The 19,765-nt window shown below is 70.6% G+C and carries 19 protein-coding genes and 1 pseudogene; 8 read left to right on the forward strand and 12 right to left on the reverse strand.

Annotation, left to right across the window (positions count from 1 at the left end; translation table 11 throughout):
* Window positions 1-11 precede the first annotated feature (11 nt).
* Window positions 12-1,019, reverse strand: coding sequence for a zinc-binding dehydrogenase (locus IN07_RS10030; RefSeq protein WP_081975307.1), 1,008 nt, complete (start codon window positions 1,017-1,019; stop codon window positions 12-14).
* 297 nt (window positions 1,020-1,316) lie between these two features.
* Here IN07_RS10030 and IN07_RS26955 point away from each other — a divergent pair.
* From IN07_RS26955 to IN07_RS10040, 3 genes and pseudogenes are all read left to right on the forward strand, one after another.
* A pseudogene (locus IN07_RS26955) lies at window positions 1,317-1,511 on the forward strand (MmyB family transcriptional regulator); the annotation flags it as partial.
* Between the two features lie 216 nt (window positions 1,512-1,727).
* Window positions 1,728-2,255 (forward strand): aldo/keto reductase, encoded by a 528-nt coding sequence (locus tag IN07_RS26310; protein ID WP_052091100.1) that lies wholly within the window; start codon window positions 1,728-1,730, stop codon window positions 2,253-2,255.
* A gap of 133 nt (window positions 2,256-2,388) precedes the next feature.
* The gene (locus IN07_RS10040) at window positions 2,389-3,405 is read left to right on the forward strand and encodes an aldo/keto reductase (RefSeq protein WP_036335526.1); all 1,017 of its coding nucleotides are present in this window, start codon (window positions 2,389-2,391) and stop codon (window positions 3,403-3,405) included.
* A gap of 152 nt (window positions 3,406-3,557) precedes the next feature.
* Here the strand turns inward: IN07_RS10040 and IN07_RS26850 are convergent, their stop codons facing one another.
* The 5 genes from IN07_RS26850 to IN07_RS10060 form a co-directional block, all read right to left on the reverse strand.
* Window positions 3,558-4,037: an ANTAR domain-containing protein gene (locus IN07_RS26850; RefSeq protein WP_081975308.1), complete on the reverse strand. Its 480-nt coding sequence runs from the start codon at window positions 4,035-4,037 to the stop codon at window positions 3,558-3,560.
* A 197-nt stretch (window positions 4,038-4,234) separates the two neighbouring features.
* Window positions 4,235-5,002: an SDR family oxidoreductase gene (locus IN07_RS10045; RefSeq protein WP_036335527.1), complete on the reverse strand. Its 768-nt coding sequence runs from the start codon at window positions 5,000-5,002 to the stop codon at window positions 4,235-4,237.
* A gap of 83 nt (window positions 5,003-5,085) precedes the next feature.
* The gene (locus tag IN07_RS10050; protein ID WP_052091104.1) at window positions 5,086-6,018 is read right to left on the reverse strand and encodes an FAD:protein FMN transferase; all 933 of its coding nucleotides are present in this window, start codon (window positions 6,016-6,018) and stop codon (window positions 5,086-5,088) included.
* On the reverse strand, window positions 6,015-6,314 hold the full coding sequence (locus IN07_RS10055) for a hypothetical protein (protein ID WP_036335564.1): 300 nt from the start codon (window positions 6,312-6,314) through the stop codon (window positions 6,015-6,017). The genes IN07_RS10050 and IN07_RS10055 overlap by 4 nt, the downstream gene beginning before the upstream one ends.
* Before the next feature lie 281 nt (window positions 6,315-6,595).
* Window positions 6,596-7,036: a nuclear transport factor 2 family protein gene (locus IN07_RS10060; protein ID WP_036335528.1), complete on the reverse strand. Its 441-nt coding sequence runs from the start codon at window positions 7,034-7,036 to the stop codon at window positions 6,596-6,598.
* Between the two features lie 430 nt (window positions 7,037-7,466).
* Here IN07_RS10060 and IN07_RS10065 point away from each other — a divergent pair, with 430 nt between their 5' ends.
* Both IN07_RS10065 and IN07_RS10070 read left to right on the forward strand, forming a co-directional pair.
* Window positions 7,467-8,942: an MFS transporter gene (locus IN07_RS10065; protein ID WP_052091101.1), complete on the forward strand. Its 1,476-nt coding sequence runs from the start codon at window positions 7,467-7,469 to the stop codon at window positions 8,940-8,942.
* A gap of 399 nt (window positions 8,943-9,341) precedes the next feature.
* Window positions 9,342-10,331 carry an aldo/keto reductase gene (locus tag IN07_RS10070; protein ID WP_036335529.1) on the forward strand — a complete coding sequence of 330 codons (990 nt, stop codon included), beginning with the start codon at window positions 9,342-9,344 and terminating at the stop codon, window positions 10,329-10,331.
* 355 nt (window positions 10,332-10,686) lie between these two features.
* On the opposite strand, the gene gndA is transcribed toward IN07_RS10070, so the two are convergent.
* The 4 genes from gndA to IN07_RS10090 all read right to left on the reverse strand — a co-directional run bounded on the left by gndA (window position 10,687) and on the right by IN07_RS10090 (window position 15,220).
* Window positions 10,687-12,168, reverse strand: coding sequence for an NADP-dependent phosphogluconate dehydrogenase (gene gndA, locus IN07_RS10075; RefSeq protein WP_052091102.1), 1,482 nt, complete (start codon window positions 12,166-12,168; stop codon window positions 10,687-10,689).
* 326 nt (window positions 12,169-12,494) lie between these two features.
* Window positions 12,495-12,878, reverse strand: a complete 384-nt coding sequence (locus tag IN07_RS10080) for a nuclear transport factor 2 family protein (RefSeq protein ID WP_052091103.1) — start codon at window positions 12,876-12,878, stop codon at window positions 12,495-12,497.
* Window positions 12,879-12,884: 6 nt separating this feature from the next.
* Window positions 12,885-13,775: an aldo/keto reductase gene (locus tag IN07_RS10085; RefSeq protein WP_036335531.1), complete on the reverse strand. Its 891-nt coding sequence runs from the start codon at window positions 13,773-13,775 to the stop codon at window positions 12,885-12,887.
* Complete coding sequence (locus IN07_RS10090) at window positions 13,772-15,220, reverse strand: MFS transporter (RefSeq protein ID WP_036335533.1); 1,449 nt, start codon at window positions 15,218-15,220, stop codon at window positions 13,772-13,774. The genes IN07_RS10085 and IN07_RS10090 overlap by 4 nt, the downstream gene beginning before the upstream one ends.
* A gap of 100 nt (window positions 15,221-15,320) precedes the next feature.
* Here IN07_RS10090 and IN07_RS10095 point away from each other — a divergent pair, with 100 nt between their 5' ends.
* Entirely contained in the window at window positions 15,321-16,214 is an 894-nt protein-coding gene (locus tag IN07_RS10095; protein ID WP_036335534.1) for a helix-turn-helix transcriptional regulator, read from the forward strand.
* Window positions 16,215-16,555: 341 nt separating this feature from the next.
* Here IN07_RS10095 and IN07_RS10100 read toward each other — a convergent pair whose 3' ends face one another.
* Window positions 16,556-17,455: a M48 family metalloprotease gene (locus tag IN07_RS10100; protein ID WP_036335536.1), complete on the reverse strand. Its 900-nt coding sequence runs from the start codon at window positions 17,453-17,455 to the stop codon at window positions 16,556-16,558.
* Window positions 17,456-17,708: 253 nt separating this feature from the next.
* On the opposite strand from IN07_RS10100, the gene IN07_RS10105 reads away from it, so the two are divergent.
* Together IN07_RS10105 and IN07_RS10110 are read left to right on the forward strand one after the other, a co-directional pair.
* The gene (locus IN07_RS10105; protein ID WP_036335537.1) at window positions 17,709-18,152 is read left to right on the forward strand and encodes a hypothetical protein; all 444 of its coding nucleotides are present in this window, start codon (window positions 17,709-17,711) and stop codon (window positions 18,150-18,152) included.
* A complete protein-coding gene (locus IN07_RS10110) occupies window positions 18,149-19,207 on the forward strand; it encodes a helix-turn-helix domain-containing protein (RefSeq protein ID WP_036335539.1) in 1,059 nt (352 codons plus the stop codon). Before IN07_RS10105 ends, IN07_RS10110 begins: the two co-directional genes overlap by 4 nt.
* A 326-nt stretch (window positions 19,208-19,533) precedes the next feature.
* On the opposite strand, the gene IN07_RS26320 is transcribed toward IN07_RS10110, so the two are convergent.
* A partial coding sequence (locus IN07_RS26320) for a BRCT domain-containing protein (RefSeq protein ID WP_407937436.1) occupies window positions 19,534-19,765 on the reverse strand: 232 nt, incomplete at its 5' end.

Consider the following 19,765-nt stretch of genomic DNA (forward strand, 5'->3'; position numbering starts at 1 on the left):
GCCCGCGCCTGTCAGGGACGGACGAGGACCTTGAGCGCGGTGCGCTCGTCCATGGCGGTGTAACCCTCCGGGGTGGCGTCGAGGGCCACGGTGCGGTCGAACACCTTGCCGGGCTCGATGCGGCCCTCCAGCACGTCGGGCAGCAACTCCTCGATGTAGGAGCGCTGGGCGCCGGGACCGCCGGCGAGCCGGACGTTGCGGCCGAACAGGCTGCCCATCCCGATCGGCGCCTCCTCGTACTGCGGCACGCCGACCCGGCTGATGATCCCGCCGGACCGGACCGTGCCGATGGCCATCTCGTAGGCGTTCATGTACCCGACGCACTCCAGCACCGCGCGGGTGCCCTTGCCGCCGGTCAGCTCGAGCACCTTGGCGATGCCCTCCTCACCACGCTCGGCCACGACGTCGGTGGCACCGAACTCACGGCCCAGATTGGTGCGGGCCTGGTGGCGGCCCATCAGCACGATCTGCTCGGCGCCCAACCGCTTGGCGGCCAGCACCGCCAGCAGGCCGACCGCACCGTCACCGATGACCGTCACCGACGTGCCAGGGCCGACCTGGCCCATGACGGCGGCGTGGTGGCCGGTGATCAGGACGTCGGACAGGGTCAGCAGCGAGGGCAGCAGCGCCGAGTCGTCCCCGACCGGTGCCTTGACCAGCGTGCCGTCGGCCAGCGGGACCCGGACCGCCTCGGACTGCGCGGTGGAGAAGAAGCCGCCGTGCTCGCAGGACGTGGTCAGTCCCTCGCGGCAGAACTCGCAGGTGTTGTCGAAGTAGGCGAACGGGGCGATGACGAAGTCGCCACGGCTGATGAGGGAGACTTCGCTGCCGACCTCCTCGACCACACCGATGAACTCGTGGCCCATCTGCGTGCCCTGCTCGGCCGCCGGCATCGAGTGGTACGGGTGGAGGTCGCTGCCGCAGACGCACGCGCGGACCACCCGCACCAGGGCGTCGGTGGGCTGCTCCAGCTTCGGGTCGGGCAGGTTCTCCACCCGGACGTCACCGGCGCCGTACATGACTGTTGATCGCACGGGTTCGTGCCCTTCTGTCGGAACGGGGAACGGGATCGGCTGCAGCGGTCCGCAGCCGATCCCTGTCGACACAACCCGCGATCGTGTCCACGTGGGAGGGTCTGCCGTGCCAGGTACCCGCAGGGCCTCCCACCAAGCACCGCGCTGGAGTTCTCTCGGCGGGCGTTCCGGACGTGCGCACAGCCGGTCGCCGTCGTCGGCGGCGTCCCGACAGGGCCATGACAGGGCACCCAGGATGGCCGACGCGGTCCCGCTCGGCCACGGGCGAAGGGGGGCGAACTGCTGGTCAGGAGCGCCGACTTCGCGCGGCTCTGGGAGCGCTACGAGGTGGGCGGCCACACCGCTGGACGCAAGACCTTCCACCATCCGCTCGTCGGCGACACGGGCCTCGGCTTCCAGTCCATGCAGCTGGAAGGCAGCCCCGGGCACCGGCTGGTCACCTACCTCGCCGACCCGGGAACCCCCGAGCACGACAAGCTGATGCTGCTCGAGATGGCCGGGCGTGAGTCGGCGCCCCGCAGCGCTCGTGACCAGACCGGGTCCGTGGCTGGCGGGCCGACCACGGCCGACGTGTCCAGCGACCCGCCACCCATCGATCGGGGTACTGACAGGGCCTCCCTGTCGGGTGGCCGCCCCCCGTGCCCGGTGGCTGACTCGAGGAGTCGGAGTCCACCACCTGCGAGGAGGAAGACCGTGGAACACGTCCGCCTGGGTGAACTGGAGGTCAGCCGCATCGGCCTGGGAGCCATGGGGACGTCCTTCGCCTACACGGGTGCCGGCACCGACGACGACGAGTCGGTGCGGACGATCCACCGAGCGCTGGAGCTCGGCGTCACGCTGGTCACCTACTCGCCGCCGGGCCATGGCCTCCTGACCGGGGCCATCCGCTCCGAGAGCGACTTCGGGCCGGACGACGCCCGGGCGACCAACCCGCGGTTCACCGGGGAGAACGTCCAGCGCAACCTGGCGCTCGCCGACCAGGTCCAGGAAGTGGCGGCCGAGGTCGGCGCCACCCCGGCTCAGGTGGCCATCGCCTGGCTGCTCAGCAAGGGCCCCGATGTGGTACCGATCCCCGGCACCAAGCGGGTCTCCCGGGTGGAGGAGAACACTGCTGCCGAGAAGGTGGAGCGGACCGCGGATCAACTGCGGCGGCTCGACGAGCTGCCTGCGCCAGCCGGCGGGCACCACAACGAGGCGCAGATGGCCATGATCGACCGCTGACCTCCCAGCACGGACACCGAGGGCCGGCGTCATCGACATCGGGCCCTGACCTCATCCCGCGTAGCACCGGCACAAATCCACCCGTGCCGGGGGGCCGTCACCCGTCTCACTCACCAGAAGAAGGAGCCAACTCATGCAGTACCGCCCACTCGGCCGCACCGGCGTCCAGGTCAGCCCCCTGTGCCTCGGGGCGATGATGTTCGGCCCGTGGGGCAACGACGATCGCGCCGACTCCATCCGGATTATCCACCGCGCGCTGGACGCCGGCATCAACTTCGTCGACACCGCCGATGTGTACTCCGGTGGCGTGTCCGAGGAGATCGTCGGCGAGGCGCTGCGCGGCCGTCGTGACGACGTCGTCCTGGCCACGAAGTTCTTCATGCCGATGAGCGAGGACCCCAACCACCGCGGCGGCTCCCGGCGGTGGATCATCAGCGAGGTCGAGAACTCGCTGCGGCGGCTGGGCACCGACCACATCGACCTCTACCAGGTGCACCGGCCCAGCCCCGACACCGACGTCGAGGAGACCCTCGGCGCGCTCACCGACCTCGTCCGGGCCGGCAAGGTCCGCTACATCGGCTCCTCGTCCTACTCCGCCTCCCAGATCGTGGAGGCGCAGTGGGCCTCCCGTGAGCGGCACCTGGAGCGGTTCGTCACCGAGCAGCCGCCGTACTCGATCCTGGTGCGCGGCATCGAGGAGGACGTCCTTCCCACGACCCAGCGGTACGGCATGGGCACCCTCACCTACAGCCCGCTCGCGGGCGGCTGGCTGTCGGGCCGGTGGCGCAAGGACGCCGCCGGGACGCCGACCTCGGCTGCCCGGCCCAGCGCCCGGTTCGACATGAGCAGCCCCGCCAACCAGCGCAAGCTGGACATCGTCGAGGAACTCGCCCAGCTCGCCGAGCAGACCGGCATCACGCTCATCGAGATGGCGATCGCCTTCGTGATGAACCACCCTGGCGTCACCTCGGCGATCGTCGGGCCGCGCACGATGGAGCAGCTCGAGTCCTACCTCCCCGCCGCGGACATCACGCTGTCCACCGACGTCCTGGACCGCATCGACGAGCTCGTCGTCCCCGGAGTGACCGTCAACCCCGACGACAACAGCTACGGCACCCACGAGCTCAGTCCCGCGGTACGACGGCGCTGACCACGGTCCGGCCTTGGGCGGCGGGGCGCAGGCCAGGTCGTAGGGCAGGTGATCGGGACGGTCGGTCGGCTGGGTCACGGCTTCCCCATCGCAGTGGTGCCTCCACCGTTGGGTGATGGAGGCCCTGGGCGGACCACCCCACGTCGCCGGTCTCAGGCATCGGCCGGAACCTGCTCCACACCCGGCCGGGCGGGCCAGAGCTCACCGGTGAGCTCCAGGTTCTCGGCGAGATCCCGGAGCTTCCTGTTGGTGCGCCGGGATGCCTCGGCCAGCAGCCGGAAAGCCTGGTCCACGGTAATCTCGTGGCGTTGGGATGGCCTTGGCCCGCTCGATGACCGACCGGAACGCTCCCGGCGCAGCTCCTCCCGACGTCCTGCCACGAACGCTGACCCTTCCGAGACGGGCCGGCCGGCCGGCCCGGAAGGCGTGACAGATGGCGGTCTGCCCCGAGAGGGAAGCCGGTAGTCGAAGAGCCGGCGTCCAACGGTCTCCGCCACGGCAACACTCCGGTTCAGGTCACCGTCAGCACCACGCCCATCGGCTGGCTGCTCGACGTCAGTGCTGCCACGACCAACCAGCCACCAGAACTGGCCCACGGCCGGGACCCCGCCCTGGATCAGGCACCGACCCACCTACGGCTGGACCGCCACGTGCTCGACCACGCCACCTACCCGACAGCCGCTTCGTCTCCCGGGCCGGCGCCTCGTCGGCACAGAGGACGATGTGCAGGCAGCCCCTGACCACGGCGCCCTACCTGCCTGCGGTGAGGAACCTCTGCGTGGCACCTGCTGGCCAGTAGAGGAGCAACTGCGCGAGCGACGGGGTGCGGTCAGTGCCCCAGGCGCCCCAGGTCCTGCTGGACGACGTCGGGCTCCTCGGCGACCGAGGGCAGGCTCGACGGGTCGCCGACCGCGTCGAGGCCACCGCTCGGGTCAGCAGCCAGAGCGGCGAACAGACCGGACCAGTCAGACGGCGCCGGACCCCGCTCGGCGAAGAGCTCGAACGTCCGGCCGACCGCCGTCTCGGTGAGCAGGCTGCGGACGAGCACCTCGGCCAGCTGGTCGCGGCCGATGCCGCCGTTGCCCGTGTCGGTCTGCTCCAGGACCAGCAGCTCGTCGCCCGGGCCCACGTTGTCGAACCAACCGGGGCGGATGATCGTGTAGGGGGCCCCGCTGGCCCGGACGAGCCGCTCGGAGCGACGCTTCCAGTCCAGCAGCTGGCCCGTGCTGCCACCGTAGGCGCCGCGGCGGCTCACGCCGATCGAGGTCATGAGCGCGAGCCGGGGCGTCCGGCCGTCGAGCGCGTGCAGGACGTTGGCGACGCCGCCGTAGTCGATGCGCCGTGCAGCATCCGGATTGCCGTTGCCGCCGTGCGTGAACACGATCGCGTCGACGCCCTGCAGGGCAGCGGTCAGCGTCGCCGGCTGCTCCAGGTCGCCGCGGACCAGCTGCGTGCCGGGCAGGGTCCGCTCGGCCCGGTGCGGGTCGCGGACCAGGGCACGGACGTCGAGACCGTGTCGCTCGGCGGCGGCGACGACTCGGCGGCCGATGCCGCCGGTCGCTCCGACGACGAGCACGGACGTGGGGGTCTCGGTCATGGGGTGACTCCTTCGGTTGGGGACGGTGTTGGATCAGCGCGCACGAGGGCCGACGGCTCGGCGAGCAGCTCGGGGTCCAGTCGTCATCGGCTGTCCGGTGGAGCGGGTCGGGTGAACAGCTCGCCCGGGAATCGGGCCGACCTCTCGGCCCGTCCGTCGGCGAACAGACGGACGTGGGAGAACCGGAAGCTCTGCCCCAGTCGCCGGGGGTCCGTGCTGAACAGCGCTGTCGCGAGGCCGTCGGCGGTGGCCGCGTCGGCGGCGAGGGCCCAGGTGGCCAGCACGCCCTTCACCGGCTCCCCTGTCCGGGCGTCGAGCACGTGGTGCAGCCCGTCGCCCCAGGCCCGCCGGTTCGTGGCAGACGCGCACAACGAGCCGTTCTGCAGCTCCACGACACCGATGACCGATCGAGGGTCGAGCGGGTGCTCCAGGCCGACCCGCACCGCGCTCGCACCACGGTGTCGGAGGTCGCCACTCGCGTCGATGACGAACTCGGCCGCGCCGGTCGCCTCGAGCAGGACCGCGATCAGGTCCACGAGGAGACCCTTGCCCGCGGCACCGACGTCGACCACGAGCGGACGGCGCGTGACCAGCGTGCCTCCCTCCCGAACGACGTCGGCCGCCCAGGTCGGCCGCTGGTGCACGGCTTGTCGCCGGAGGTCCTCGGGCGCCGGCACGAGCGAGTACGCGGAGTCGTAGCCGAGCAGCTCCAACTGCCGCCCGACCAGCGGGTCCACGGCGCCGTCAGTCGCCGCGGACAGCCGGTCGAACAGCTCGAACAGCGTCACCGCCTCGGCCGGGAACGCGAAGACACCACCGTTCTCGGCCGCGGCGATCTCCGCGACCACCGAGTCGGGGCGGAAGCGTGACCAGACGGCGTTGAACCGCTCGACCCGCTCCAGCACGTGATCACGGACATCCTGGGCGAGCGGTTCGGAGGTCACGACCTCCCAGCGGGTGCCGATCCCGTGGAAGGACCAGCGCGACCGCCCCTCGGTGTCCGTCGCTGAGCTCAGCGCGAGGCCTCGTTCTTGATCCGGTCGAGGGCGTCGTTGAAGCCGTCGGGGGTCCCACTCGAACCTGCCAGCTCGGACACCCGCACCTCGTCGATCGGCCGGCCGATCACGACCTCGGGGACCGCGTCCGCGAACCGCTGCTGGTAGTCCAGCGAGGTCGGGTCGGTGGCATGCGTGGTGACGCCGACGTCGGTGATCACGTCGTCCTCGAGGGTCAGCTCGACCCCGATGGAGGAAGGCAGGCTGCCGTACCACCCGTCGGCGGAATAGGCGCCGTCCTGGTATCTCGACTCCACGTTCTCCTGGCTTTCGTCCTGTGTGGCACTCGTCGACGCGGCGGACCGCCCGTCCGACGACGTCTCGCCGCCAGCGGCACACCCCGCAATGGCCACGACACCGACTGCCCCGGCGACCGCGGCCCTCCATCGCTGCTCGGTCATGCTGATCTCCTCATCCAGGTGGCCCAGACGCGCCCGCAGCGATGACCTCGACCTCGCCACCGGCGACCGCTCGGGCACGACGACTGGAGTGGCGCGCCCGGGGCTGGCCCGGCGGCGCCACTCCACTGGCAGCGTGCTCAGCTCTGCAGCGGTCGCTTGTCGTTGATCGAGAAGTGCGAGATCCGGGTCTTGATCATCCATCGGACCTCCTGGCGCACGTACTCGTCGTCGTAGCGGATGCTGCTGTCGGTGACGAACTCCTGGCCGTCCTCCTCGCTGACCAGCTTGACCTGGCAGTAGGCGATGCCACGCGCGGAGTCGCCGTCGATCTCGACGTCCTGCTGGCCGTTCATGTGGAAGGAGCGCTTGACGTTGGCGGTGAAGCCGGTGAACGTCTCCTCCAGCTGCTGGGTGCCTGAGATGTCGAACAGCAACGTCTCGCCCATGTAGACCCGCACCTTGGTGTCCGGGGTGAACAGCGGCATCTGATCTGCGATCCGCTTCTCGTCCGCCAGGTTGGCGAAGGCGTCCACCAGCTCCCTGAGTGCGACCTTGGCCTCGAGGATCTCCAACGACATGGTCTTCCTGCTCTCTGTGATCGGCCCGATCCCGGGCTGACACTGCGGTCCTCACCGCGGTGCGCGGCTGTGTCCGCACGCCTCCGCGCGAGAGCCCAGGCAGCAGCCGCGCCGTAGCGCGGCATGACCGGGCACCGGTTCGGCCTGTGCGGTGGCAGGCGCGGAGCGGGGCGTCTGCTCGGCCCCGCGAAATCCAAGGTAGGTCGCCTCGGCGGCCGCAGGCAGGCCCTGCCACTGCCTGGAACGCCAGACCCTGCCGCCGGGCGGACAGAGGCTGTTCTCTTGCTGTGGGCCGAGGCCATCGCCAGCGTTCCGGTGAGCGAGGGGCGACCGCCGCGACAGCGACGCGCTCCGGGGCCCGGAGCCCGTACCGGGACCCCGGCCACCCTCCCGGGGCCTTCCCCCACCATCACGACCACGAAGGACTTCCGTGTCTGCACCGCTCCGCACCGGCACTCCGCCTGTGCACAAGACGGCGATCCTGTCGATCATCCTGATCAGCTTCTTCATGGTGATCCTGGACAACTCGATCATCTTCACCGGCCTGCCGGTCATCCAGAGCACGATGGGCTTCTCCGACGCCGGTCTCGCCTGGGTGCAGGACGCCTACACCCTGACGTTCGGTGGCCTGCTCCTGCTGGCCGCACGCGCGGCCGACATCCTGGGCCGCCGCCGGCTGTTCGTCATCGGCCTGGTGATCTTCACCGTCGCGTCCATGCTGGTCGGTCTTGCGTGGGACGCACCGTCGATGATCGCAGCGCGGGCGCTCCAGGGTGTCGGTTCGGCGATCGTCGCTCCCACCTCCCTGGCACTGCTCACAGCGACGTTCGACGAGGGGCGCGAGCGCTCCCGCGCGGTCGCGCTCTACGCCGCAGTCGCCGGCATCGGCGCAAGCGTCGGCCTGGTGGTGGGGGGCGCGGCGGTCGAGCTCGTCTCGTGGCGCGCCGGCTTCTTCCTCAACCTGCCCATCGGCCTGCTCATGCTGTTCCTCACCCTGCGCTTCATCCCCGAGCTGCCTCGCACGCCGGGCCGGTTCGACGTGCCCGGCGCCGTGACCTCCACGCTCGGCACCGCTGCACTGACCTTCGGCATCATCGAGTCGAGCCTGGTCGGGTGGGAGTCCGCACGGACCGTCGGCTCCCTGGTCGCCGGCCTCGTCCTGCTGACGGTCTTCGTCGTCCTCGAACGGCGTGCCGCCCAGCCGATCGTGCCGCTGCGGCTGTTCGCCAGCGGCGTGCGCTCCGGCTCCTACGCCGTGCGCCTGCTGTTCATGGGCGCCTTCATGGGCTTCTTCTACTACACGACGCAGTTCTTCCAGGTCGTCCTCGGCTGGAACGCCCTCCAGGCCGGGCTCGGGTTCCTGCCGATGACGGTGGTCAACTTCGCCGTGGCCATGGCGGTGACCCCGGTGATGCGGAGGATCGGCGCCTTCACCACCTTGGCACTGGGCATCCTCTCGACCTTGGCCGGCATGGCCTGGCTCAGCACGTTGGACGCCGACACATCGTTCTGGATCGGCATGGCGGTCCCCATGGCCCTCATCGGCATCGGGCAGGGCCTGGCGCTGGCCCCGATGACCGACTTCGGCATCCACGGGGTGACCAGTTCGGATGCCGGCGCTGCCTCCGGGCTGATCTCCATGGCGCAGCAGCTCGGCCTGTCGCTCGGCCTGGCCGTGCTGGTCGCCCTCACCGCGGGGGTCCCGGACGACGCCGCCGCCGTCGAGCGGACCACCGACGTCGCCCGGATCGGCTTGACCGGCGCCGCGGGCATGCTGGTCGTGGCCCTGGTGGTCGTGTTCGCCGCGATCCTGCCCGGGGCGACCTCGGCTCGCCGGACCGCTGCGCAGCGGCAGGACGCCCCGGAGCCGGCGGATCGTCTCAGGGTCGGCGTCCCCGTCGAGTGAGCTGACCTCGAAGAGCAGGACGGGGCCGGGCACCTCACGTGCCCGGCCCCTTCTGTGCTCGGGTGCGACTCGGCCGAAGGCGACGGCGTCGACTGCGAAGCGGTACCGCACGTCGGAGGCGCTCGGGCGGGCGCAGCCATCGACGGTGACGTCACACCGACCTTCTGCACCTGCTGGCCGGACAGTACCAGGCGCCCACGTAGGAGCCCGCCCGGATCCATGACCACTCGCCCGCCGCTCCGCAACTGCTGTGGGGTGGTGTGGTCACTGCCTGGACGGACACGTCCTGCCACGCGGCGACCATCAGGGGTTCCCTGGTCCTCGGGTCCGGACCGGCTGCACCGCTCGTCGTGGTGGGTCGGCTCCCTGCCCACCCACCACCACGAGCGGAGATGCGAGATGAAGACACGCCAACTCGGCACGGACCTGCAGGTCTCGGCGATCGGCCTGGGCTGCATGGGCCTGAGCTTCGGTCTGGGTCCGGCCACGGACCGGTCCGAGGCCATCGGGGTCATCCGGTCGGCCGCCGACCGCGGCGTCACCCTCTTCGACACCGCGGAGGGCTATGGGCCCTTCGTCAACGAAGAGCTGGTCGGCGAGGCACTCGAGCCGGTCCGCGACGAGGTGCTGATCTGCACGAAGTTCGGCTTCAAGATCGACGAGAACGGTGAGACGGTCGGGCTGGACAGCCGTCCCCAGCACATCCGGGACGTCGTCGAGGCGTCGCTCAGGCGGCTGCGCACCGACCACATCGACCTGCTCTACCAGCACCGCGTCGACCCGGCCGTCCCGATGGAGGACGTGGCCGGTGCGGTCAAGGACCTGATCGCCGAGGGCAAGGTGACGCACTTCGGCCTGTCCGAGGCCAGTGCGCGGAACCTCCGCAGGGCGCACGCGGTGCAGCCGGTGACCGCGATCCAGGACCACTACTCGCTGTGGATGCGCGAGCCGGAGAACACGAAGTTCGCCGTGTGCGAGGAACTGGGCATCGGCCTGGTCGCCTGGGGTCCCCTCGGTCAGGGCTTCCTGACCGGCGCGATCACCCGCGGGATGACCTTCGACGACCCGAACGACCTGCGGCGGGACTTCCCGCGCTTCACCCCCGAGGCGCTGGAGGCCAACTTCGCGGTGGTCGACTTCCTGAAGGAGTTCGGCGCCCGTAAGGGAGCCACCCCTGCCCAGCTCGCCCTCGCCTGGCTGCTCGCCCAGAAGCCGTGGATCGTCCCCATCCCGGGCGGCACGAAGGTCGAGCACCTCGACGACAACCTCGCCGCTGCCGACATCGAGCTGACCGGCGCGGACCTGGCCGAGATCGACCGCGCCTTCGCCACCATCGACATCACCGGCGCGCCGCTGTCGGAGGGACTCGACGCGGCCGTGGACCGGTAGCCCGAACAGGCGTCGTCCCAGCGGAGCCCGCCCACCGGGTGTCGGGCGGACTCCGCTGCGACCTGCCCCCGCGGCCGGCAAGGCGGCGCAGGGCAGGTCCTGCCAATACCTCACCCGGTGCCCTCCCGACCGGAGGTGGGCACAGGGACAACAGCTCGATGCTCGTCGCGACCACTCGGGTCACCGGTGACCCGCACCGGGATGCTGTGGACGTCGGCGTGCGCAGCGGACCCGATCAGGACGTCCTGCCCCTGCCCGCTGCGAGCAGACCGGGGACCTCGTCGGTCGGCGCACCTCGGGCCGACGAGGTCCCCGGGCCGGACGGCTGCCGGCGCTCGCCCAGCAGCCGCCGGGCTCAGTGGGTGGAGGGCTCGGTCGCGATCTCCGTGCGGTCACCGGACCAGAGGGTGTGGAAGGTGCCCCCGGCGTCGGTCCGGCGGTAGGTGTGCGCGCCGAAGAAGTCCCGCTGGCCCTGGATCAGCGCGGCCGGCAGCCGCTCGGAGGACAGCGAGTCGAAGTACGCCAGCGCGGAGGCGAAGCCGGGCACCGGGACGCCGGACAGCGCGGCGGCCGACACGATCCGCCGCCACGCCTGCTCGCCACTGGCGACCGCGTCGGCGAAGTACTCGTCCGCGAGCAGCGTCGCCAGTTCCGGGTCGCGCTGGTAGGCCTCGACGATCCGGTTGAGGAACCGGGCCCGGATGATGCAGCCACCGCGCCAGATCCTCGCGACCGCGCCCAGGTCGATGTCCCAGCCGTACTCGCGGGCGCCGGCGATGATCGTGTCGAAGCCCTGCGCGTAGGCGACCACCTTGGAGGCGTAGAGAGCGGCGCGGACGTCGTCCTCGAACCCGTCGTAGGTGGGCTGCACCTGCGGGCGCCCAGTGATCGCCTGCTGGACGGCAGCCCGCTGCGCGGGCTTGCTGGAGACCGCGCGGGCGAAGACCGCCTCGCCGATGCCGGAGACGGGTACGCCGAGCCCGACCGCGTTCTGCACGGTCCACACCCCGGTGCCCTTCGAACCGGCCTGGTCGACGATCACGTCCACCAGGGGCTGCCCGGTGCGGGCGTCGGTCTGCCGGAGCACCTCGGCGGTGATCTCGATCAGGTAGGACTCCAGGTCGCCGTCGTTCCAGGTGGCGAACACGTCGGCGATCGCTGCGACGTCGTGGCCGCCGATGCGGCGCAGCAGGTCGTAGGGCTCCGCGATCAGCTGCATGTCGGCGTACTCGATGCCGTTGTGCACCATCTTCACGAAGTGACCGGCGCCGTCGGTGCCCACGTGGGTGACGCACGGCTCCCCCTCGGCGACCGCGGCGATCGAGGCGAGGATCGGCCCCAGCGTCCGGTAGGCCTCCGCCGAGCCGCCGGGCATGATCGAGGGCCCGTTGAGCGCGCCCTCTTCACCGCCGGAGATGCCCGCACCCACGAAGTCCAGGCCCTTCGCGCGCAGCTCCCGCTCCCGGCGGATGGTGTCGGCGAAGTTGGCGTTGCCGCCGTCGACGATGATGTCGCCCGGCTCGAAGCGCTCGGCCAGCTGCGCGATCACAGCGTCCGTCCCGCGGCCGGCCTGCACCATGATGATCGCGGTCCGCGGCCGGGCCAGGGACGCGACGAAGTCGTCGACCGTCTCCGAGGCCACGAAACCGGCCTCCGGGTGCTCGGCGACCAGCGCCCGGGTCCGCTCCGGGGACCGGTTGTACACAGCGACGGTGTTGCCCTCCCGGCTGGCCAGGTTGCGCGCCAGGTTGGAACCCATCACCGCCATGCCCACCACACCGATGTTCGCCCAGGCGATGGCGTGCTGGCCCGCAGCCCCTTGGATGGTCCCGTCCATGTCGTCCTGCCTCTCGAAGTGGTGGCGCCGACCTCCGGCCGGCAGTTCACGATGACGAGCACGAAGAGCAGTGCCTGCTTCATGACCCCGGCGCGCCTGTTCGGTCGAACGATTCGACGGCGGTGAGCCGGAGCTTTTCGACGTCCGGCCCGGCTCTGCACTCGCCGCGCCACAGGGTCACCGACCGCGCCTTCGTGCGTGACCTGGATCACCACCTGGCGCTCACGTCCAGCAGCGTGGAGCAGGCGCTCGTCCCCTCGTCGCGGCTGAGCAGTCAGCACTCGGAGGACCCACGGCGCCCATCGTCGGGGACGCCGATCAGCCCGTCATCGCCAGGTGGAGGCCACCGCTCCGGTAGCGAGCCAGGCATCGCCGGCACGGGTGAAGCTGATCCGCAGCCGGAGTGGCCAGGTGCCGTTGGCCCCCCAGATCGTCGCCCGGGTGTGGGTGCGGGCGGTGAGCGTCGGAGACCCCCCGGAGACATCGACCGACACGTCGACGTCCAGCATGTCGTGGTAGCTCATGGCCCCCGACCGCACGTCGGCCAGCCACTCGTCCCTGGCCTGCCGGTAGCCGGTCATGTGCACGAGGGTGAAGTCCTCGGTGAGCAGAGCGCCGAGCGCGTCGGCGTCCCCGGCGACCATCGCCCGGCACTGCGCCTCGTAGTTGGCGCGGACGGCGGCCGCAGTGCCGGGCTGGTCAGCGGGCATGACGGCTCAGGCTTCCGGGATGTCGACGCCGAACTTCGCACGGGTGATCTCGGCCGGGTCGGGACCGCCGCGCACGCCGGTGTCCAGGGCGTCGATGGCAGCCAGCTGGTCGTCGGTGAGCTCGAAGTCGAAGACGTCGATGTTCTCGGCGATCCGGGACGGCGTGACCGACTTGGGGATCACCTGCCGGCCCTGCTGCAGGTGCCAGCGCAGCATGACCTGCGCAGGGGTCTTGCCGACCGCCGAGGCGATGTCCGTGATCGTGGAGTCCTGCAGGGTGCTCTTCCGGTCCCCACCGAAGCCGGGATAGAAGGTGATGCCGCCGATCGGCGACCAGGCCTGCGACAGGATCCCGTGCTCGGCATTCGCCGCCAGCAGCTCGGACTGCCGGAAGTACGGGTGCACCTCGATCTGGTTGACCGCCGGGATCACCGAGGTCTCGGCCAGCAGCCGGGTGAGGTGGTCGGGCATGAAGTTGCTGACGCCGATCGCCCGGACGTCGCCGTCGGCCAGGGCCTTCTCCAGGGCCCGGTAGGCGGCCACCGTGAGGTCGAACTCGTCGGGCAGCGGCTGGTGGAGGATCAGCAGGTCGATCTGGTCGATGCCCAGCTTGCCGGCGCTCTTGTCGACGGCGTGCCGCGCCTGGTCGTAGCCGTAGTCGGTGATCCACACCTTGGTCTCGACGAACACGTCCGAACGGTCGACGTCCGAGCGGCGGAGTCCCTCGCCGACCTCGCGCTCGTTGCCGTAGGCAGCGGCGGTGTCGATGTGCCGGTAGCCGGTCGTGAGGGCGGTCTGCACGGCGGCAACGGTCTCCTCGGTCGGGGTCTGGAAGACACCGAGCCCGACAGCCGGGATCTGGACGCCGTTGTTCAGGGTGAACGAAGAGCTGCTCATGACGATGATGCTGCACCCGCTTCGGGGCGAGTGGCAGTACCTGTGGGACCGGGTACTGGCAGTGCCCCCTTCGTGCGGCCACCCGGCACCAGGACGACCAGCACGACGACGAGGGCGACGCCCAGCAGGGCACTGCCGGCCGTCAGGGCGGCGCCCACCTGCTGCGCCACGGCCGCCGGGCCGGTCAGCGCAGTGCCGGCGCGGACGGCGACCGCGGACAGCACCGCCAGCCCGAGTGCCATGCCCAGCTGGTGGGCGGTGTTGACGAGGCCGGAGGCGGCACCTGCGTCCTGCGGCGGCACGCCGGCGATGCCGGAGCTGGTGAGCGGCGCGAACGCCAGCCCCTGGCCCGCCCCGACCAGCACCATGGGCAGCGCCACCGAGGTCAGGTAGACCTCGCTGATGCCGGCCCGGCTGAGCCACACCATGCCGACCAGCGTCAGCAGCACGCCGCCGGCGAGCAGGAGGGCGTCGGGCACTCGGGTGCGCAGCCGCGGGATCGCCAGCGCGACGATGAAGTTCACCAGCGACATGGGCAGGAAACCCAGGCCCGCCTCGAGAGGGGTGAAGCCGAGCGCGTCCTGCAGGTACTGGGTGGTGAAGAAGAAGAAGCCGATCATTGCGCCCAGGTACAGCAGCCGGGCGGCGTAGGCGCCGCTGCGTTCACGGCTGCGGAACAACCTCAGCGGCATGATCGGTTGCGCGACCCGGGACTCCGTGACCACCAGCGCCGCCAGCAGGACCACCCCGACGACGAGCGGGACGACCACCCGCGCCGAACCCCAGCCGGTCTCCCCGGACTCGATGATGCCGAAGACGAGGCCGCCCATACCGAGCGTCGCGCACAAGGCGCCGACGACATCGATACGGCCGCTCTGCCTGGGCGTCTCGATGAGCACGGCCCGCGCGGCGATGATCATGGCTATCGCGATCGGCACGTTGACGAGGAACGCGGCCCGCCAGGAGATCAGGTCGGTCAGCGCGCCGCCCACGAGCAGCCCCAGACTGGCGCCGATGCCGGCGGTGGCGGCGTACCAGGCGACGGCGCGACTCCGTGCCTCTCCCTCGAAGTAGGCGGTGATCAGTGCCAGCGAGGTCGGCGCGACGATCGCGGCGCCCACGCCCTGCAGCGCACGGGCGGCGATCATCCACCAGCCCGCGGGAGCCAGCCCGATCAGCAGCGAGGCCGTGCCGAAGACCCCCAGACCGATGACGAACAGACGACGCCGGCCGACGATGTCTCCGGCCCGGGCGCCGAGCAGCAGGAGTCCGCCGAACACCAGCGTGTAGGCGTCCTGGACCCACGACAGACCGGTGGGTGAGAGATCGAGGCCTTCCCGGATGCTCGGCAGCCCGGTGAAGATGACCGAGTTGTCCAGCAGGATCATGAAGTAGCTGATCAAGATGATCGCCAAGATCGCCGCTGGCTTGCTGTTCCGGGGCACGGTGCCAGGGCACGACGGCGCGGCCCGGCGTGGGAGTCACGGTCGTTCCGGGTACTGGCAGAGCCTCCCTCGGCTCGCCCAGGCTGCCTACCGTGTACTCGTGAGTAAGACCGACGTGAACGCCGAGATCCGCGAGTTCCTCAGCACCCGACGTGCGCGGATCACCCCTGAACAGGTGGGACTGCCGGCCTACGGAGGCAACCGCCGGGTCAAGGGCCTGCGCCGCGAGGAGGTCGCGATGCTCGCCGGCGTCTCGGTCGACTACTACGTCCGGATGGAGCGCGGCAGCCTCGCCGGCGCGTCGGAGAGCGTGCTCAACGCCCTGGCCGACGCCCTCCGCCTCGACGAGGCCGAACGGGCTCACCTGTACGCCCTCGCCCGGGAAAGCGGCTGCCACGGTCCGCAGCGGAAGCGCAGCGCTCCGACCGCCGTCCGGCCGGGGATCCAGCAACTGCTCGATGCGATGACCGACGCCGCGGCGTGGGTGCGCAACGGCCGGCACGACATCGTGGCCATGAACCAGCTCGCCCGCGCCCTCTACTCCCCCGTGCTGGCCAACCCCCGCCGTCCGGCGAACACCACCCGGTTCGTCTACCTGGACCCGGCGGCTCCGGAGTTCTTCGTCGACTACGACCGGATCGCCAACGACGCCGCCGCGATGCTCCGTCTGGAGGCCGGCCGCAACCCGCACGACAAGGCACTCATCGAGCTCGTCGGCGAGCTGTCCACCCGCTCCGAGCTGTTCCGCCGCCGGTGGGCATCTCACGATGTGCAGTTCCACCGCAGCGGCCAGAAGCGACTGCGCCACCCCGTCGTCGGCCAGCTCGACTTGGACTTCGAGGGCATGGAGCTTGCCTCGTCCCCCGGGCTGCACCTCAACATCTACACCGCCGCGCCCGGCACACCGACCGCCGATGGCCTCCAGCTGCTGGCGTCGTGGGCAGCCTCGCTGGAGAACCTGGCGACCGAAACCGCCGCGACTCCCGGGGCCTGACTCAGTCTTGCTACGAGCCAATGGTGAACACCGGCCAGCAAGTCGCGGCGGCCAGCGGTCGTAAGCGTCCGTGCGCACCGGAACCCTGCGGCGACTCCGACGCGGAGCTGTACCGGCTGCTGTAACCGGCTGCACTCACGGCTTCCTCGCAGCCAGGCTTAGGGAGCTCTTACGTACCCTCTTGGATGAGGGCCCTGGCCGATCTCGTCCCCTGTGTTCGAGATTGCTGCGAGCCGCCCGTTCACGCCCGGCGAGCAGTTCGGACTGCGGTGGTCGGGCTCTCGATGTCGCGGGACGCCAGAACGCCATCTACTTTGGCACGTCCGCTTCCGGGGCCGACGTCACGACGCCTGAGGACGACGACCGCCCCGTTGGGATCGGCCGCCGTCAGGAGCGCGCTGACCCGCCGTTCGTGGGTCGGGTGGGATGCCAGCCGCCGCGACCATGTGAGGGTGGTACTCGGGCCACCGCCCAGTGTGCGGAGCCCCGGTGGCCAGTTCCGGGCCGATACCGTGATCAGCAGCGAACCGGTCGGCCGCGAACTCGGCACGCCGGCAGACCGTGGCGTCGGCCAACGGACAGATCACCGCGAAGAGCGCGAGAGCCCCCAGCACTCCCCCGACCATCCATTGGCCCTGCTGCACGACGCGCACCACGGCCACGGTGATCCCGGAGATGACCACGGTCCGCAGCGCGCGCTGGGACGGGTGCCCGGACAGGAGACCCGCCAGGCCGGTCAACACTCTTACGGTCATGCGCCACGGCGCGGCCAGCCACATGGCGACCAGCATCGGCTGGGTCGCCCGGGTGGCGTGATGGCCCAGCTCGTGCACCAGCACGGCCACCATCTGCTCCGCCGCCAGCCGTCCAATCCGGTAGTCCTCCAGCGCCCGGCTGGTGACTGCAACGCTTCGCCCGCCGGCGGCGTACGCGTTGGGCTGGCGCGAACGCTGGACGAAGAGGTCGACCTCGCTCGCTGGTGTTGCGGACAGCCGTAGCGCTGCCGCCCACAGCGGCTGAAGCGCCGCAGCCTGGACCGAGCTCGGCGGACGGAACCCGAAAGCCATCCGCACGGCAACCCGCTCGCCGGCGCGGGTGAGCCCGACTGCCCCGCAGGCCAGCCAGACCAGAACGATCGGCGCCGTCCACGGGTCCAGTCCACTGGTGGCGGCAGCTACGAGGAGCAGGCTGCAGAGCATGGCCGGCGCCGCCGCGGCCGCGCGCCACAGCCCGAAGCCCACGGCATCTCCCCGTGGACCACTCGTCCGGGCTCGACAGCTCCTCACCAGGGCCTCCCTCGGATGCGGTACGCGCGCTTGTCAGCCTGCCGGCCGCTACTGACATCTGAGCCGGCGCCGGCACCGCGGGGTTCTTCCGCCAGCTACACCTTGCGTCAGATTCGATTGCAGTCAAGAGACCTTCGTGTCCGGCGTCAGTACGTGACCAGGAACTGCGCCTTCTCCCGGTGAGCACCAGCTGTCGGGAGGAGAGCCAATGCCGAGCCACGCCCAAGACCCACTTCCCGTCGATGCGTCCCCCGCCGTCGATCCCGGCGATCAACGGCGCCTCAGCGCAACCGGATCGACCGACGCGTGTGACCCAGACCGGCAGGCTGACCGCCGCCAAGCCTGCGAGGCCCTGGTCGCCGCCTACCGCGGAAACACCCACCGGCTGCTGACCGACCTCGCCGACCACCTCAGCGCCAGCGTGGCCTACGTCGACCGGCCCACGATCGAGGCTCACCTGGAAAGGCCGCTCTCTGACACCGAGTGGTCGGCCAGCGCCTCCCAGATGACCGGGATGGCCTTCGACGAGCACATCGGAGACGCCGGCACGATCCGCACCGACTGGATCGAGGACGTCCTGCTTCGAGCCGGCGTACCCGGCCGCCCCCGCACCGTCACCTCCCCGTCGAGTCCGCCACGTCGCCGGCGATGACGGTCACCCGAACCTGCTCGAGCTGCGGCTACACCGCCGCCTACGCCAGCGCCCCGCTCGCCGACGCCCACCATCCCCGGCACTCCTGCGACAAGCACCGGCAGACCGTCGAGCGAGCCGCTCGCCGAGCCGGCCGCGCCCGGATGCGGGTGAGACGCGAGTGCGCCCATGCAGGTCGCCCCCACGTCCACGGCACCCGAGCCGCCTACGTCAAGGACCGTTGCCGCTGTACCGCCTGCACCGCCGCCAACACCACTGCCTCCCGTCTGGCCAACCGCGAACGCTCCTACGGCCGCTGGCAGCCGTACGTCGACGCACGCCCGGTCCAAGAGCACATCGCTGCCCTGCGGGCAGCCGGCATCGGCGTCGAGCGCATCGCCCACCTCGCCGACATGGCCCTCAGCCACGTTCGCGAGCTCGCCGACCCCGGCTTCAATAGCGAGACCGGAGCCCGCCGGGTCCGTCCCACCACGGCCGCCCGGATCCTGAGCATCGACATCGACGACGCCAACCGCGCCTCACACAGCCGTGTCCATGCCACCGGCACCCGCCGCCGCCTGCAGGCCCTCATCGCCACCGGTTGGGCTCCCGAACTCCTGGCCGCCCAACTCGGTCGCCGGCCGAACAGCCTCGAGCGCAGCATGGTCAGTCCGTCGGTCACCGCACGCACCGCTCAGGACGTCGCCAAACTTTACGAACGCCTGGAGAACACCCCGCCACCACGAGCGACCGGCGAGCAGCGAGCTGCCGCGAGCGCAGCCCGGGCCCACGCCGCCGCCCAGGGCTGGCAGCCACCACTGGCCTGGGACGACATCGACACTGACCCCGCGCCCCAGCCGACTGTCAGCACTCCCCCGTCGGACGACGTCGACCAGATAGCAGTCGAACGCGCACTGACCGGCGACGGCATCCGCTACGACGACCTCACATTGGCCGAACAGCACGAAGTCATCCACCGACTCACCGCCCGCGGCAGGTCGATCCGCGACATCGCCGCGCAACTCGCCACCACGAAACGCACCGTGTCCCGGCGTCGCTCAACCGTTGGCCCGTAGCGAGCCTGGTGGCAGAGAACGGTGCGCCCGGCCCGGATGGGCACGGAATCGACGAAGACCAACTGGGGACATCAGATTGATTGACCCTGCGAATTAGTCTTGACCCTTTTGGCTGCGCGACCTTTAACGTGTCATTACAGGTCAGATGCCTATTGATCTACAGAATCGACGAACCAGTAAACGTGGTCGACGGTCATATTGACTGCCTAAAGGGTTCGAGCGGGTCGAGTTCGCTGCGACTGTTCGCAGACGTGCTGGGCGTACAGGAGACAGCTGACGTGGCCTGCCGCGACCTTGACGCCGCGTGCCCAGCCGTCGCCTCGGCATCAGGACAGGCCTACCGCTCGCCAGAAGCTGGCTTCGGTCATGATCCGGGTTCCGCACGAGCGCGCCTTCTCAGCCTTTCCGGACAAGGACTCAGGGTCGACGACGACGAGCACGTCGAGCGCTTTCGTGACGCGTTCGGGACTGCTGCACGGATCGGTGACAGGTTGGGTCAGGGGACTGCTGCACGAGTAGGTGACATCTGATCTGTGGTGCCGAGAGGTGCCGCTGGAA

This window comes from Modestobacter caceresii (assembly GCF_000761485.1).
Lineage (GTDB): Bacteria > Actinomycetota > Actinomycetes > Mycobacteriales > Geodermatophilaceae > Modestobacter > Modestobacter caceresii.

Bases quoted from the DNA above. Each gene is read 5' to 3' on its own strand.
- IN07_RS10105 (WP_036335537.1), top strand. From the start codon at position 17,709: ATGCCGAGCCACGCCCAAGACCCACTTCCCGTCGATGCGTCCCCCGCC.
- IN07_RS10080 (WP_052091103.1), bottom strand. From the start codon at position 12,878: ATGCCCGCTGACCAGCCCGGCACTGCGGCCGCCGTCCGCGCCAACTAC.
- IN07_RS10085 (WP_036335531.1), bottom strand. From the start codon at position 13,775: ATGAGCAGCTCTTCGTTCACCCTGAACAACGGCGTCCAGATCCCGGCT.
- gndA (WP_052091102.1), bottom strand. From the start codon at position 12,168: ATGGACGGGACCATCCAAGGGGCTGCGGGCCAGCACGCCATCGCCTGG.
- IN07_RS10070 (WP_036335529.1), top strand. From the start codon at position 9,342: ATGAAGACACGCCAACTCGGCACGGACCTGCAGGTCTCGGCGATCGGC.
- IN07_RS10030 (WP_081975307.1), bottom strand. From the start codon at position 1,019: ATGTACGGCGCCGGTGACGTCCGGGTGGAGAACCTGCCCGACCCGAAG.
- IN07_RS10045 (WP_036335527.1), bottom strand. From the start codon at position 5,002: ATGACCGAGACCCCCACGTCCGTGCTCGTCGTCGGAGCGACCGGCGGC.
- IN07_RS10060 (WP_036335528.1), bottom strand. From the start codon at position 7,036: ATGTCGTTGGAGATCCTCGAGGCCAAGGTCGCACTCAGGGAGCTGGTG.
- IN07_RS10040 (WP_036335526.1), top strand. From the start codon at position 2,389: ATGCAGTACCGCCCACTCGGCCGCACCGGCGTCCAGGTCAGCCCCCTG.
- IN07_RS10110 (WP_036335539.1), top strand. From the start codon at position 18,149: ATGACGGTCACCCGAACCTGCTCGAGCTGCGGCTACACCGCCGCCTAC.